Origin of the sequence: Synechococcus sp. Nb3U1, from assembly GCF_021533835.1 — a bacterium.
In the GTDB taxonomy this organism is placed as follows: Bacteria; Cyanobacteriota; Cyanobacteriia; order Thermostichales; family Thermostichaceae; genus Thermostichus.
The window spans coordinates 94670-109858 of record NZ_JAKFYQ010000002.1 but is presented as its reverse complement, the minus strand read 5'-3'; the positions used below and the strand labels follow the sequence as shown (position 1 = coordinate 109858).

Here is a 15189-nt window from a genome sequence, read left to right as displayed (position 1 = left end):
CCCACCTGTTGAGTTGCCAAACCTTCTCTGAGCTTGAGAAGACGGATTGAAGAAGTGGTCTCGAACTTTCAGGAGGTTGTGACGCAGCCAGATACCTACAGCAGGGCCGTGGCCTTAGGATAGAGGGGATTGGGGATCCCGTCTGTGATGTTACCGGTTGCCGAAGCGGAAGCTCTCATTTTGCAAGCTGTTCAACCCTTGGGTACGGAGTGGGTGGAGCTGGGATCCGCCCAAGACCGGGTTCTCGGCCAGACCTTGTGTAGCCCGCAGGATTTTCCCGCCCAGCCCACCTCCAGCATGGATGGCTATGCTTTGCGCTACGAAGATGTGCAACAGGGGATCCCCTGTGAGCTGCAGGTGATCGAGACCATCCCCGCCGGGAAAGCGCCCACAACAGAGGTACAAACGGGGCAGGCAGTACGCCTCTACACTGGCTCGGTCTTGCCTGCTGGGGCCGATACGGTGGTGATGCAGGAATATACTCAGCGGCCATCAGAAACCAAAGTTCGGATTCTCAAAGATCCACAGCAGGGCGAATTTGTCCGGCCCCAGGGGAGCTTTGCACGTCAAGGGGATCCGATCCTAGAGGCCGGGCAACGCTTGAGGGGGGCAGAACTGGCGGTCTTGGCAGCCATACGGCAGGCGGTGGTGCCGGTATTTCGTCAGCCACGGGTGGCCATTTTATCGACTGGGGATGAGTTGGTGCCGATCCAGCAGGGGCCGGGGCCGGGGCAAATCGTCGATTCCAATCAGTATGGCTTGGCGGCTTTGGTGCGGGCAGCGGGCGGGATCCCCGTGAAACTGGGCATTGTGCCCGATCAGCCGCAGGTATTGCGGGAGCGCATGCAGCAGGCGCTTGGGGCTGCCGATGGGGTGATTTCTTCTGGTGGCGTGTCGGTGGGGGATTTTGACTATGTGGAAAAGTTGCTGGAGGAGCTGGGGGGAAAGATTTTCATTCGCAGCGTGGCGATCAAACCGGGCAAACCCCTGACGGTGGCCCGTTTTTCGAATCCGCACGGCCCTGACCAGTTGTACTTTGGCCTGCCGGGTAACCCCGCCTCTGCCTTGGTGACATTCTGGCGCTTTTTGCGCCCGGCCCTGTTGAAGATGGGGGGATCCCTGCCGCCTTATTTAGAGGTTATTTCGGCTACTAGCCCTAAAGATCTTCATGCGGATGGCAAGCGCGAGCACTATCTCTGGGGTAAATTGCGCCTCAAGCCAGATCAAATTCAGTTTCAGCCCGCCGACAGTCACCATTCTGGTAACTTAATTAACCTAGCGGGATGTGATGCCTTGGCGGTGCTACCCCCAGGAACCACTCAAATCCCTGCCGGATCGCCAGTTCAGGTTCTTCGGCTGCTCTGAAAGAGATTGCAAATACTTACTTTGTATTAGGACTATGTTGGAATTGGCTATCATTTAGTTAAGACTGTACTCGATCGTTTAGCCCGATTCACTCACCTTCACTATGCCCACCACCACTGCCACTCGTTCTCCTCGCACCCCCAAAAACAGCACCAGCAGCAAGAAAAGTGAACCCCTCAAGCCCTCCGTGTTGGCCGCCCGCGAACCCTTTTTGGGGCTGTTGCGAGATCTGGCGCGGGCCTATCAAGCCTTTGAAAATTATTCTGGAGTGCATGTTCGGCAAATGGGGCTGACCTCCCCCCAGTTTGATGTGTTGGTTACCCTCGGCAATACCCCCGGCATGACCATGAACGTTTTGGCCAAAAAAACGTTGGTGACCAAAGGAACCCTGACAGGCATTGTGGATCGTCTGGAGCAAAAGGGCTTGGTGCGCCGAGAAGTGCCCCCCGAAAATCGACGCTGCTTCAAGATCGTGCTCACGGAGGCAGGAGAAAAACTGTTTGAGGACATTTTCCCAGCTCACATTGCCTATCTAAAAGAGCGCTTTCAAAAGTTGGATCCCTCGGAGATCGCCGAAATCCAGACTGCTCTGCAACGGCTGCACGCCGTTTTTTGAGGGGAGATTCGCTCCTAATCAGGCTCAAACACTTGCCCCAAGGCTGCGGGCGGAGTCGCCTTCACCGTTTGCTGAATCCAGCGTCGCACTCGTGGCGGGATCCCACGCAAGCCATACTCCCACCATTCCCCGGAGGTGAGCACCAGCACCGAAATCATCAGCACAAAGGGGGCAACTGTAAAGACTTGGGTGGGTACAGCACGGATGGTGGTTTGGGCAACCCCGGCAAAGGATTGCAAAATCCCAAATAGATAGGCTCCTAGAGCGGCCCGCAGCGGGTTCCAACCGCCGAAAATCACGATGGCCAGGGCAATCCAGCCATATCCCGCCGTATGTCGGTGGCTCCAACCGGCCTTAAAATCCAGAGAAAAAGCAGCTCCGGCGATGCCCAACAGGGATCCCCCAAGCAGAGTGTAAAAATATCGCCAGAAAATGACATCGGTGCCGCGAGCAAAAGCTGCCGCCGGTTGTTCCCCTATGGCTCGCAACATCAAGCCGGGCCGAGTGCAATAAAAAAAGAACCAGGTTCCCACGATGAGAACGTAGCTGGCATAAACCAACAGATCCCCGCGAAACAAGAGGGGGCCCAACAGCGGCACATCTCTCAAAAAAGGAATCGGCCAGCTCGGCACGGTTGGCCCTGGGATCCGCACAAACGGGTTGCCCAAAAAAGAGGATAAATCCGCCCCCAACAAGGCCAAGACAAAGCCAATGGCAATTTGAGATCCTTTCAAACTAATGGATCCAAAAGCCACGATCAGCGCAAACCCTGCTCCTACGGCTGCAGCGGCTAAAAAACCCAGCCAGAGGTTTCCGGTCAGCTTGGCTGTTGCAAACCCGGTCATGGCCGCCAGCATGATTGTCCCCTCCGCCGAGAGATTGATCACCCCTGCCCGTTCGGTGAGGGTTTCCCCCACACAGGCAAACACCAGCGGTGTGGCGGTGGCGATGGCGGTGGAGAGGATGGCGATCAGTTGAGCCGTGTTCATAACTTACCCATTGTGGGGCGAAAATACCTTAGCCCAACACCCAGAGCATGAAGGCTACTCCTAGAGTGACAGCGCCGAACAGAGCATAGCTGATCTGGCGCAGGGGCTTTAGTTGCATCGCATGTAAGGTTTTCAGCCAGCCTAACCCCAAAGATTCTACGAAGCGATCCAGCACCGTTTGCATCGGGTAGGCGTAAACCGAGTCGCTCTCTTTAAAATTCACCAGCAGAATCAACAGCGTAGCGTAGCCCCAAAGACTGCCCCAGAGCAGGGCACTCAACCCGATTAAGATTGGCTCGAGCATCTCTCTCCCTGTGCTTCCTCAAGCCTAGTTGCAGCCAGAAATGGATTAGCTCTCATTTTCCAGCCCTTTTTCCGGTTTGAGCTAGGCTACAGCCTTTTCCGACTTCATGTACGACACAAAGTCAAATAGTGTTGCCGGGGACGAACAGGTTGGCTAGACAGGACTGCCTAGATGAGGACTCATGGGTTGGTCGGGGCAACAAGGTTAGCTGCGAAGGAAGCCCTGTCGGGATCCCGAGTCGGATGGGATCCCGAAGGTTGTCACCTGCCGAGGGTAGAAGCTAGAACCCCCGCTCAGAGGCCATCAGGTGTAGAGCAGCGCGGGCAGTGTGGCGGGCAGCACGACTCTGGGCAAAATCCTTGAAGCTGTAGCTGCCGGGAGCTGTATTGACATTGCTTAACAAGTCCTCTGCTTGCTGCATCAGCTCAGAGACTCTACTGTCACTGTTGCCGTAGTAAGCTAGCTCTGCTTTCAGGCGAGTAAGGTTCTCTTGGGCGCGAAAAGGAGCTTCGAAAAAGGAGCGACTGGAATGATGGCCCATATAGCCAGTTTCCCCCTCGTAGAGGGCGTTAGCTGCCTTGAAAAGGTTATCGGCTGCTTTGGCAGCCTCTCTGGCGGCAAAAAAGTCGCCTGCCTGGAAGGAAGCCCGTGCCTCCTGTAGGGTCTCCCGACCCAGCTCGGTCAGGGTGGCTGCCTCGGAAGAAGATAGCCGCTGCGCGAAAAACTCCGCCTGTAGCAGGGAGCGCTCGGCTTTTGCCAAATCTCGACCGGCGCGATTCAGGGTTCGCTGATCAAAGACTGCCGGTTGAGAGATCTGAGGTTGTTGGACTACCCGAGAAGAATTCCGCCCCCGCTGGGCTGCAGCCGGAGATACCAACAGCAGAGGGGTAAGTAAGACCAACAAGGGCAAGAGGCGGGTATGGTTGGGATTCAAAGTACGGTTCATCATGAATGATTGTTCCTAACAACACGTAACAACACGAATGCAGACAAGACCGCTCGAAATCAGGGATTCTGTGACCACAGCCGGTGGCGAAATCGGGATCCGCTCCCCTCAGCCGGGTATTTCCACCGAAGTCTGAGCAGTACATTCCAAAGGTGCAGAAGAAAGATGACGAGAAGATGACAAGGGCCATCGCAGGATGAACTGGGATCCCTTGCCCACTTGGCTGGTCACTTGCACGGATCCCCCATGAGCTGCGGCGATCTGCTTCACCAGAGCCAATCCCAGTCCAAACCCCCCTGTATGTCGTGCCCGTGTCTCATCCACCCGGTAAAACCGCTCCCCCAAGTGGGGCAGATGCTCCGCTGGAATGCCAATGCCTGTATCGGCAACCCCAATTTCTAGCCAGCGATCTCGGAGGGCCAGACTGAGGCGAACGGATCCCCCGACTGGGGTATATTGCAGGGCATTTCTGAGGAGATTATCGATGGCTTGGCGCAGCAGATGCCGCTCTCCGCGCACCAGCCAGGTTCCAGGCGGAATCTCGTAGACCCATTTCAGCCCTTGCGCTTGGACCTGGGGTTGATAGATCTGGCTCAGCTCCTGAAGTAACTGGGTCAAATCTATCTCTGGCAATTGGCCCACATCCAAGGATCCTTCGTGGCGGGCCAAGGTGAGCAGAGTCTCCACCAGAAAACTCATGCGGCGGGTGGTGTTCACCACCTTTTCCAGACGGTGCTGAGCTTGGTCGGGAGACAGAAGCCCCACCTGGGCATTGCTCATCAAAGCTGCCAAGGGTGCCCGCAATTCGTGGGAAGCATCGGCAGTGAACCGTTGCAACTGGGTGTAGGAACGGCGAATCGGTTGCATAGCCAAGTCCCCCAGGATCCAGCCTGCCCCCGCGATCAAAGCCAAGGTTCCCGGCACTCCCAACACCAATATCCAGCGCAAGCGGGCTAGGGTTACGTGCAGCGGGGTTAGGGGTACCGCCATCTGCAAATAGCCAATCAACTGCTCTTCCTGTTGCACCGGGATGGTGAGCTGACGCAGGGATCCCAAGGTTTTGAACCCCGGCACATCGGATAAGACCCTTTCCGGTCGGGATCCCACGTATTGCCGCAGGGATCCATCAGCCTCAAACCAGCGGACATAGACCAGATCATTGTCAATGGGCTGGCTTTTGCCCCCCAAAAAAGGCACCTCGTTCAGAACCACCCGCCATTGGCCTTGGCGCAGTTCCACCTTCACTGCCGATGCCATCACCGTGGCCTTAGCCTGCAAATCCTGATCGAAGGCCCGCAACTGATTGTGGGACTCCCAAGCGTAGAGGGAGCCGGCAAACACCACCAAAATCCCGCCCATCACCGCGGTAAAACTGCCCGCCAACTGGCGACGACTGCGGTTAAACAATTGGGAGGGAGTTCCCGTACTCATGCGCCCCTAACCGTTCTTGCAAAAGCCCGCAACTGACCATAACCCTTCAGGTTTCCCCTGGTGGGATCCTCAGGCGATAGCCCTGGCCATAGACCGACTCGATCCACTCTTGGGCCTCCACCTCCTTTAACCGTAACCGCAGCCGCCGCACAAGCGCCGTGACCGCATTGCTCTCCGGCTCGGATCCCCACTCCCATACCGATTGCTCAATTTGCCCACGACTCATCACCTGTTCTGGGTGACGCATCAGATATTCCATCAGTTGAAATTCTTTGCCCGAAAGCTGCACCTCCTGCCCGTGCCGCTCCACCCGCAAGCTGGTCAAATGCAGTTGCAGGGATCCCAGAGCCAGCGTATCCTCCCGCCACTCAGGCGAGCGTCGTCCCAAAGCCCGTACTCGTGCCAGCAATTCCACCACATCGACGGGCTTAACCAAGTAATCATCTGCCCCCGCATCCAACCCCTGCACCACGTCCTGGGTGGTATCTTTGGCGGTTAGCATCAGCACCGGTGCTGCCCCCTTCTTTTGCCGATACTGACGACACAACTGCACCCCACTTTGCAGGGGCACCATCCAGTCCAAAATTAACAAGTCATAGCTCTTTTCCTCCAGTAACCAGGCGGCGGTCTCCCCCTCTCGAACCGGATCCACCACATGCCCGGATTCCTGAAGCGCCGCCTGCAGAGGCTCCAGTTGTTCGGGATCATCCTCCAACAACAAAATGCGCACGTCACTGCTCCACGCTACTTAGGTTAGGATCAACGCAGTTGACAGCTGTTTGCAAGGAAAGATTCCGCTGTGTTGCTGGGGAGAGCGCGCCACTTACACCATCTCCTGTACAAGCTGGGCTGGGAGTTCTGGTTGCCCTTGCCTCTGGTGGGGCTTTCATTCTGGGTGGGGGGGCAGTGGATTACGGAGCAAGCCCTCAGCCAACCGCGACCTCTGGATCAGCCCCTAACCATTACCAGTCAGCAACAGGCCACCTTGGTTTTGGATATCTTGGCAATTGAAGCCGAGATCCGCACGAACCGGGGCTACACCAAGGTGGATGTCACCACCTCCAGTCCTGTCTTGCGGAAATTGGAGTACGAGTTTGCGGAATTGGATCCCAACGAGGTGACGCTCAACTTGGCCCGGCAGCTTGGTTTAACAACCCAACAGGTAGAGCGGCTCACCCGCTATCGCTTCAGCGACTAAATCTTGAACTAAATCTTGGACTAAATCTTGGACTGAATCTTGGTTGGCTCTGGGCTAGGGATCAGAAGGATCAGGCAGAATCGCTCTGGGATAAGTCCACTTCCACTTCCCGCAAGACCTGCAGGGCGCGGTAGGAATGTTGTAGAGCCTGCAGCTGCTGTTGAGATTGCTCGGCCTGCTGTGCCCATTGGTCTTGTTGTGAGCGCAGCTCCTGGTTTTCGGCCTTTATGTGGCGCAGCAGGCGCTTCAGTTTCTGCTGCTGTTGTTGCAGTTGGGCCCGTTCTGCCTCTGTGTGTTGCAGTTGGAGCCCTTGCTGTTCCAATTCTGTTTTGAGGGTGATGATTTGAAATTGAAGCTGACGGAGCTGACGGCGCAGTTCTCCCTCTTGGTTGGCTTTTGGGGATGGGGGAGGGGTGTGCGGGGGCAAAGTTTGTAAGTGCTGTTGCAGCTGTTGGGCTTGGGCCTGGAGGGCTTGACAGCGTTGTTGCTCGCTGCGCAGTTGGGCTTGGGCCTGTTCACAGGTTTGGATCTCCGCCCGCACCTGTTGCTTGATGCGGTTAAGGAGCTTTTGATGGCGGATCTGGATTTGTCGGATCTCTTGTGCGATTTGCCCAGGGCGGGGCTCCACCTCAGGTTGTCGGGGCTTACCGCCATGCTCCGCCGGATCAAAGGGCACCCAAGTTGCCAGCAATGACGCTCGCAAGTCCGCCCAAGAATCCGATGACAGGGCCAGTCTCAGTGTCTTCAAAGCCCCATAAGTCGCCCCAACACCCACCAGGATCCCAGGGAGCCAAGCCAGCGAAATCGAAAGTTTGGGCAGTGTCGGCAGGATCTGATCGAATAACCCCACCACCAAAGCCAATGTCATGACCCCGAGCCCCGCAGCAGCAGCACCAGAGATCCAAGAGGAGCGGGAAACCATCCTTACCCGAACCCATCAGAACCCAGGCCAGTTGCAAACCAGCCTGTCACTAAAAGTTTATCCCGAGAGTTGCTCCTGTCCATCTCGCTTTCCACCCTCTGGGATCCACCCGGGGACTTGCACACAAAAACTCCGTTCCTTTTGAATCGCAAGGGATGTGGGATCAAAGCAGGCGGGTGCTCTGGCTGAGGGAGGGATCCCATCCCAGTTCCAGTGGCTGAATCGGGGATCAGGCTCTCCAGCTCCCCTTTGCCTGCCAAGAGTAGGAGATGGCAGACTGAAGGTATACCTGGTCAATATTCTATGAGTTCCCGCTACTTAGTTCCGATGACCCCCAAATCCACCGGTACAGCCTATGCCTTTTGGTGTTTGGGTTTCTTCGGAGCTTGTGGCATCCACCGTCTCTATGCAGGCAAAACCGGCACAGGCATCCTCTGGCTACTCACTTTTGGGTTGTTAGGCATTGGCCAGTTGATCGACCTGTTTTTGATCCCAGGCATGGTGGAAGATTACAACTTCAAGCAAGCGGTTCTCCGCAGCCAGGGATCCCAGCCCAGCCTGGAACCTCCAACCCAGACAACACCGGCTTCCCTACCCCAGGAACCCCTGAAAGGACAGGCCCTAATGCGGGAGATCCTACGACTGGCCCAACAGCGTCAGGGGATCCTCACCCTCTCGGAAATTGCCATCGACTTGCCTGCTGATTTTGATGAGATCGAACAGGCGCTGCAAGAACTGAGTCGCCGCGGCATGGCTTTCCCCGAGAACAACCGGATCACAGGGGCAGTGGAATATCAGTTTGTTCACTTGTTGCCCCGCTCTCCAGATCAACCTCTTATCTAAAAATACGGTTGCTGAGGTGAGAAGTGCCGGTGCTACGATAGCGACAGCTCGCCGTCAGGCGTTGGCTACGGACGAGTTCAACTCCAATCTGTGGTTCGCTCTGCTCCCCTTCTCCCCCCTTCCCCTCTAGTTCCGATCTCAGACAGCAACCGCCTCAAGATCTTCTCGGGCAGTGCTAACCCAGCTCTGGCTCAGGAGGTAGCACGCTATTTGGGCATGGATCTGGGCCCCATGGTGCAAAAGCGCTTTGCCGATGGCGAGCTGTATATCCAGATTCAAGAGTCGATTCGTGGTGCGGATGTTTACCTGGTGCAGCCCACCTGTCGTCCCGTTAATGATCACCTGATGGAATTGCTGGTGATCATCGATGCCTGCCGCCGCGCCTCTGCCCGACAAATCACCGCAGTCTTGCCCTACTATGGCTATGCTCGTGCTGATCGGAAAACTGCAGGGCGTGAAGCGATAACCGCCAAGCTAGTGGCCAACATGATCACCCAGGCGGGGGCACATCGGGTACTGGCCATGGATCTTCACTCGGCCCAAATCCAAGGCTACTTCGACATCCCTCTTGATCACGTCTATGCTCAGCCGGTGTTGCAAGCTTATTTGAAAGAGAAGGGGGTGCTAAACGAAGAGATCGTGGTGGTTTCACCGGATGTGGGAGGGGTAGCCCGCGCCCGCGCCTTTGCCAAAAAACTCAAGGAAGCCCCTCTGGCGATCATCGACAAGCGCCGCCAAGCCCATAACGACGTAGAAGTGATGAATTTGATCGGGGATGTACGGGACAAAACCGCCATCCTTGTGGATGACATGATCGATACGGCGGGCACCATTTCCGAAGGGGCAAAGCTGTTGCGCAAGCTGGGAGCCAAGGCTGTTTACGCCTGTGCTATCCATCCTGTTTTCTCTGAGCCCGCCATTCAGCGCCTTCAGGGTGGGTTGTTTGAAGAGGTGATCGTCACCAACACCATCCCCGTTCCCGCAGAACAGCGTTTCCCAGAACTGACCATTCTGTCGGTGGCTAACGTGCTGGGGGAGGCGATTTGGCGTATCCACGAAGACAGCTCTGTCAGCAGCATGTTTCACTAGAGTTTCACTAAAATTGAGGGCAGACCTGATATAGCTGCAAGGGATCCCGGACTCTTCCTAGCTGCGGATCCCCCCAATCGGGTACTTCAGATGTGATGGGTTGGATTGAGCTAACCCCTTAGCCAGGTTTTCTCATGTCACCTCCTATTTCTCGCTTGCCGGGATCCCCTGTCAATGGCTTGGTTGCTCAACAGGCTGCCCCTGTTGAAGCTGATCCTGAATCAGCCTCACCGCTGTACCCGTTGCTGCAAGTGTTAGGACGCCTGCTGAAGGTTCCTTTGATCTACCTGGAACTTGACCCGCTCAGAGCCAAGTCCTGCTCATTCTCAGCTTCCGAGGAGATCCTTTATCGAGATCCACAGCTTTTGCCCAATGGGGATCGGTTCGGCCCCGATCTTCACCTAGCTCCTGAACAGTGGCTCTTTCATCAATCGATTGGCTTGCAAGATGACCAAGGATTCCGGCTGGCGGATCTTCATCTATTCGACTGCCACCCCCGCCAACTGAGTCCCTCTGAACGTGAGCAGATGGCCCTAATTGCCCTTAGCCTCAAGCGAATGCTCATTCAGCTCCAAGAACATCAGCGAGTCCAAGAACATCTCCAGACACAACTACAAGACAGCCAAAACAGTGCCACCCGCTACCGACAGATCTTCGAAAACGCCATCGAAGGTATTTTTCAAACCACCCCAGAGGGCAAACACTTGGTTGCCAACCCAGCTTTGGCCCACATTTTTGGGTACGACTCCCCAGAAGATCTGATGCATAATGTCTCAGATATTGGTAGCCAGATCTATGCCGATTCAGAACGCCGTGCAGAGTTTGTACAGCGAATGCTGACCGAAGGCCAAGTGGTGGATTTTGAACATCAGGTGTGTCGTAAAGATGGAAAACTGATCTGGGTTTCTCTCAATGCTCGCACCATTTATAACGACCAAGGAGAGCCCCTTTATTTTGAAGGGTTCGTGACCGACATCACAGCAGCCCATCAGCTAAAAGAACGACAGCGGCAATCGGAAGAAGCCTTGCGAGAGAGCGAGTTTCGCTTTTTACAACTAGCGGAGAATACCCAACAACTATTTTGGATTACCACAGTTTACAGCAAAGATCTCCTCTATGTTAGTCCTGCTTGTGAGACTATTTGGGGACGCTCTGTTGAAGATTCTTATGCTAATCCTCAGGCCTGGATCCGTCAGATTCATCCCGACGATCGTTGGCTGTTCCCCGCCATCTTAAAGGCCCAATCGGAAGGCCAAAAAACGGATGTTATCTTTCGTATTATTCGCACTGATGGTCAACTAATTTGGCTGCGGGAACGCAGTTTTCCCATTCGTGATAAAAACGGAAAGGTCTACCGGGTAGCGGGCATTGCCGAAGATATTACAGAATCCAAGAAACTAGAAGCCGAACGACGCCAGATCGAACAAGCTTTGCAACAAAGCGCCGAACATTTTCGACAAATCTTTCAACTGGCTCCCAATGGCATTGCCCTTATCGACTTGCAGGGACGGTTTATCCAGGTCAATGATGCTTTTGCCCAAATTATTGGATACACCCCCGAAGAATTGAGGGGACAGCAACAGCTCGATATCCTTTACCCAGAAGATATCACCCAATTGCTAGAGGCTAACGAGGCGCTCCTCACCGGGAAAACATCGGTTAGCCAGCGGCAAATTCGCTACACCCATCGTTCGGGTCAGGTGATTCACCTGCTCTTTCGGGTCACTCTACTGACAGATGAAGCGAGCAATCCTACCGAATTTCTGGTGCAGGTGATCGACATCAGCGCCCGTGTTGAAGCAGAGCATGCTCTGAAAGAGAGCGAAGAACGGTTTCGGCAGACCTTTGAATTGGCTCCCATCGCTAAATCTATGACCAATCTCAAGGGTGAATACCTACAAATCAACTCAGCTTTTACCCAAACCCTTGGCTACACCCTGACTGATCTACAAGATAAAACCATCCTTGACATTACTCATCCCGAGGACGTGGCGGCCACAGTAGAGAATGGCAACCAGCTGTTGACTGGAGCTGCGCATCAGTGTGAACAGGAAAAACGCTACCTTCACAAAAATGGCCAAATCGTCTACGCAATCCTCCGTATCACCCTTGTGCGCACAGCCCAAGGGGATCCCAGCTACTTTCTCAGCCAAATTCTCGACATCACTGAGCGAAAACAAACAGAAGCAGCCCTGCGCCAAAGCGAGCTGAGTTTACGGGGTATCTTCGAGCAATCGGCTTTGGGTATCTTCATCGCCGATCAAAGCGGCCACTACATTAAAGTCAACCCTGCCCTAGAAGAGATGTTGGGCTATAGCGCTGCCGAGCTGGCCAACATGAGCTTTTGCGACTTCACTCATCCTGAGGATGCCCCCCAAAATTGGCAGCTTTTTCAGGAAATTCTAAATGGTCGACGGGATCATTATCGCCTGGAAAAACGCTACATCCACCGCAACGGACAGGTGTTTTGGTGCCGACTGGCAGTCTCTTCTGTACGCGACCCAGAGGGCAAGAACCTTTTCACCATCGGCATCTCTGAAGATATCACCGAAGAGAAGCGAGCCGAGCTGCAAATTCAGGCGGCCCTCCAGGAAAAAGAAATTTTGCTACGGGAGATCCATCACCGTGTTAAGAACAACTTGCAAATCATCTCCAGTCTGCTGCGCCTACAGGCCGACCAGATCAAAAGCCGCAAGTATGCCCGTGTGTTTAAGGATGCCGGCAGCCGCATTCAAGCCATGTCCCTCATCCACGAGGGTTTGTACCAATCTACCAATCTGGCTGCGGTGGATCTGAACCAGTACCTCCACAATTTGATCTCCAACCTCTTTCACTCCTATGGAGTTAACCCGGAGAGCATTCGCGCCAGCATTCGGGCCGAAGGGATCCGCCTCAGCATTGATGATGCCGTCTTGTGTGGCCTGATCATCAACGAGCTGGTGACCAACAGCCTCAAATACGCCTTTCCGAAGGGGGGCAGTGGCGAAATCCGCGTCCACTTCAGCCAAACTCATAAAAACACGCAACTGCGGGTCTCTGACAATGGCATCGGCCTACCTCCCGATTTCGATTTCAAGGAAACTCAATCTTTGGGTTTACAACTGGTTGCAACTCTCACCGATCAGCTGGAGGGCAAGATAGAATTAAAAAGCAAAGCTGGTACAACCTTCATCATTACCTTCCCGAGGATCGAGTCTTGAAGAAAGTTTCCCCACTGGTCAAAGGCAGTATTCTGGTCGTCGAAGACGAAAAGATTATTGCCAAGGATATCGCCACCGTTCTGAAAAAATTTGGTTATACCGTGCCTGCCATTGCCTCCTCGGGAGAAGAAGCGATCCGGCGGTTGGAAGAGGCCCGTGTGGATTTGGTCTTAATGGATATCGTCCTGAAAGGGAATATCGACGGTATAGAGGCGGCTAAGCGCATTACTGAGCGGTTCCATATTCCGGTGGTGCATCTGACTGCCTATGCCGACGATGACACTTTGGCTCGTGTCAAGGAAACTCAGCCCTTCGGCTACATCATCAAACCCTTCAAAGAGCGGGAGCTGTACACCACCATCGAGATCGCCCTGCACAATCACCGGCAGAATATTGAAAACCGCAAATCAGAGGAGAAAAAAATCGAGGAGCTAAGGCAAAACCTCCAAAAGCTGCAGCAGTTTACCGATGTGAAGGACACTCTGTTCAAAAAGTTCTTGCAGGATCTGAGCGAGCCGCTATCCAACCTCAGCTTTGCTTTGGAACTTCTTAAGGATGCTGAGGTTGACCCCAAGCGCGAGCACTATCTGCAGGTGTTCGAAGACGAATTTCGCCGCGAGTTGGAGCTGATCCACCAGACCTCTAACCTGGAAGAGCTACTCAACTTGGAAAATGTCGGCCTGCTTAGCCAATTCAGCCTCTTGCGGCCTCAGGAACCTAGTCAGGGTCGGCTGGCGGAAGGGGAAAGGCCCACTCTGTCTGCGCCAACTCCGCCCGCTGGAGTCGCTACTATGCCTATGCAGGCAGCAGTTTCAACTTTTCCCCCTGCGACCCCGGTGGTTACGGGTGAGGCGATCACGGTACCACGGGCGACGCTACGCCCCCTCAACCAAACTCAGTTGGCAGAACGTCTAGGGGTGGTGGTTTCCGCCATCACCTACTGGAAATTCAAAACAGGGTTTCCTGAGTGGAGCCGCAGCCGGGATCCCGATGGCATCTCCTGGCGGTATTCTTCAGATTCCAAGCGGTTTTCCCCCATTCCTTAGGGCTGCACCACTTCCACCCGTACAGGGACAACCCCGGAGCGCACCATCCCTAGCACCTCTGCTGCTCGGAGGGAGACATCAATAATACGACCAGGAATAAAAGGGCCTCGATCGTTGATGCGCACAATGGCCTGGCGGCCATTTTCCACATTGGTGACCCGTACCTCTGTGCCAAAGGGCAAGGTGGGGTGGGCGGCGGTCATTTCGTAGCGGGTTTTGTGCAGGTCGTACCAGGAGGCAATGCCCTCTTGCACAGGCCCAACGACGCGAGTGGCAGTAGGAACCGGTGGTTGCGGGGATCCCGTCTCGTGGGCGGTGGCAGTTAGGGTGGGAGCTTGAGGCAAAGCTGGGGCTTGAATGGGGGGGGCATCCAGTAACAGACGGCGCAAGCGGTTGGTAGCCAAAACTGCTGTATCTACCTGACGCTGGTTATCCACCAACAGAACCCCATTGTCGATGCGCAGCAATTCCTCGTCGTTGACATGGATGGCGTAGAGGAGGGGGGCTGACTCCGTCTCGTGCGGCTCCGGTTCTGTCCAATCGAGGGTGATCGTCGTGTCTTTCAGGGATCCCTGGGCCATTTGGTTCAGCTGAGCCACCAGAGAAGTTGCTCGTTCTAGTGGAGCATCCAACTCCGGTCGCTCCACAAAGCTGACCACGGGCAGATCTCGCACATAAACCGTCACCACCTGCTGGCCGTCCATCTGGTAACTGTACAGGGTGGAGATGGGCTGGCTGGGTTGCTGCTGTTGTTCACCAATCTTGAGGGCAGATTCTTCGGCAGGAGTGGGAATCGCTTGGCGGGCCTGCTCCAGGAGCTGTTCCAAATTGAGAGTGCCCGGCTTGGCAGGGGCAGGAACAGTAGCAGTGGCAGGATTTTTCTTGGGTTCGACCCGGGATCCCGCTTGAGCCATTCCAACGGTGCTGGATTGGACTGCAGGGATGAGGTCGGCAGTTGGGACTGGGGGAATAGGCTCGGCTAACAACTCTGCTGCCCAACCACTGGGGGATCCCACTCGAGTCGAGGCTTGTGCCCGTGGGGCAAAACTACCGACAATTCCGATAGGCAAGCCCAAAGCCGTGACACAGAGGCAACTGACTAAGCCCAATTTCTGGGCGGGCTCGAGTCCCTGTCCAAGCTGTTTCCAATTTCGCATGAGGCCGCGCTCCTCTCCAAACTTGTACAACTTCCGATGCGACAGTTGAAGCAAAAGCTAATGTACCATAGGTTTTTAAGTTG

General features: G+C 55.0%; 14 protein-coding genes. 7 read left to right on the top strand and 7 right to left on the bottom strand.

Features of this window, described 5'->3' with window-relative positions:
* Window positions 1-147: 147 nt before the first annotated feature.
* Both L1047_RS11025 and L1047_RS11020 read left to right on the top strand, forming a co-directional pair.
* Window positions 148-1365 (top strand): molybdopterin molybdotransferase MoeA, encoded by a 1218-nt coding sequence (locus tag L1047_RS11025; protein ID WP_235279034.1) that lies wholly within the window; start codon window positions 148-150, stop codon window positions 1363-1365.
* A gap of 103 nt (window positions 1366-1468) precedes the next feature.
* Window positions 1469-1981 carry a MarR family winged helix-turn-helix transcriptional regulator gene (locus L1047_RS11020; protein WP_235279033.1) on the top strand — a complete coding sequence of 171 codons (513 nt, stop codon included), beginning with the start codon at window positions 1469-1471 and terminating at the stop codon, window positions 1979-1981.
* A gap of 14 nt (window positions 1982-1995) precedes the next feature.
* Here the strand turns inward: L1047_RS11020 and L1047_RS11015 are convergent, their stop codons facing one another.
* The 5 genes from L1047_RS11015 to rppA form a co-directional block, all read right to left on the bottom strand.
* Window positions 1996-2970 carry an ABC transporter permease gene (locus tag L1047_RS11015; protein ID WP_235279032.1) on the bottom strand — a complete coding sequence of 325 codons (975 nt, stop codon included), beginning with the start codon at window positions 2968-2970 and terminating at the stop codon, window positions 1996-1998.
* Window positions 2971-2998: 28 nt separating this feature from the next.
* Window positions 2999-3274 carry a hypothetical protein gene (locus L1047_RS11010; RefSeq protein WP_235279031.1) on the bottom strand — a complete coding sequence of 92 codons (276 nt, stop codon included), beginning with the start codon at window positions 3272-3274 and terminating at the stop codon, window positions 2999-3001.
* 280 nt (window positions 3275-3554) lie between these two features.
* Window positions 3555-4223 (bottom strand): DNA-binding protein, encoded by a 669-nt coding sequence (locus tag L1047_RS11005; RefSeq protein ID WP_235279030.1) that lies wholly within the window; start codon window positions 4221-4223, stop codon window positions 3555-3557.
* Between the two features lie 105 nt (window positions 4224-4328).
* Window positions 4329-5651, bottom strand: a complete 1323-nt coding sequence (locus tag L1047_RS11000; RefSeq protein WP_235279029.1) for a sensor histidine kinase — start codon at window positions 5649-5651, stop codon at window positions 4329-4331.
* Between the two features lie 46 nt (window positions 5652-5697).
* Window positions 5698-6381, bottom strand: a complete 684-nt coding sequence (gene rppA, locus L1047_RS10995) for a two-component system response regulator RppA (RefSeq protein WP_235279028.1) — start codon at window positions 6379-6381, stop codon at window positions 5698-5700.
* Window positions 6382-6513: 132 nt separating this feature from the next.
* Between rppA and L1047_RS10990 the strand changes: the two genes are divergently transcribed.
* Window positions 6514-6849, top strand: coding sequence for a hypothetical protein (locus tag L1047_RS10990; protein WP_235279027.1), 336 nt, complete (start codon window positions 6514-6516; stop codon window positions 6847-6849).
* Between the two features lie 70 nt (window positions 6850-6919).
* Here L1047_RS10990 and L1047_RS10985 read toward each other — a convergent pair whose 3' ends face one another.
* The gene (locus tag L1047_RS10985) at window positions 6920-7717 is read right to left on the bottom strand and encodes a hypothetical protein (protein WP_235279026.1); all 798 of its coding nucleotides are present in this window, start codon (window positions 7715-7717) and stop codon (window positions 6920-6922) included.
* Window positions 7718-8074: 357 nt separating this feature from the next.
* On the opposite strand from L1047_RS10985, the gene L1047_RS10980 reads away from it, so the two are divergent.
* The 4 genes from L1047_RS10980 to L1047_RS10965 all read left to right on the top strand — a co-directional run bounded on the left by L1047_RS10980 (window position 8075) and on the right by L1047_RS10965 (window position 13949).
* A complete protein-coding gene (locus L1047_RS10980; RefSeq protein ID WP_235279025.1) occupies window positions 8075-8614 on the top strand; it encodes a TM2 domain-containing protein in 540 nt (179 codons plus the stop codon).
* Window positions 8615-8704: 90 nt separating this feature from the next.
* Window positions 8705-9703, top strand: coding sequence for a ribose-phosphate pyrophosphokinase (locus L1047_RS10975; protein ID WP_235279024.1), 999 nt, complete (start codon window positions 8705-8707; stop codon window positions 9701-9703).
* Between the two features lie 134 nt (window positions 9704-9837).
* Complete coding sequence (locus L1047_RS10970) at window positions 9838-12903, top strand: PAS domain S-box protein (RefSeq protein ID WP_235279023.1); 3066 nt, start codon at window positions 9838-9840, stop codon at window positions 12901-12903.
* Complete coding sequence (locus tag L1047_RS10965; RefSeq protein ID WP_235279022.1) at window positions 12900-13949, top strand: response regulator; 1050 nt, start codon at window positions 12900-12902, stop codon at window positions 13947-13949. The genes L1047_RS10970 and L1047_RS10965 overlap by 4 nt, the downstream gene beginning before the upstream one ends.
* On the opposite strand, the gene L1047_RS10960 is transcribed toward L1047_RS10965, so the two are convergent.
* Window positions 13946-15106 (bottom strand): septal ring lytic transglycosylase RlpA family protein, encoded by a 1161-nt coding sequence (locus L1047_RS10960; RefSeq protein WP_235279021.1) that lies wholly within the window; start codon window positions 15104-15106, stop codon window positions 13946-13948. The two genes, L1047_RS10965 and L1047_RS10960, sit on opposite strands and share 4 nt — an antisense overlap.
* Window positions 15107-15189 lie beyond the last annotated feature (83 nt).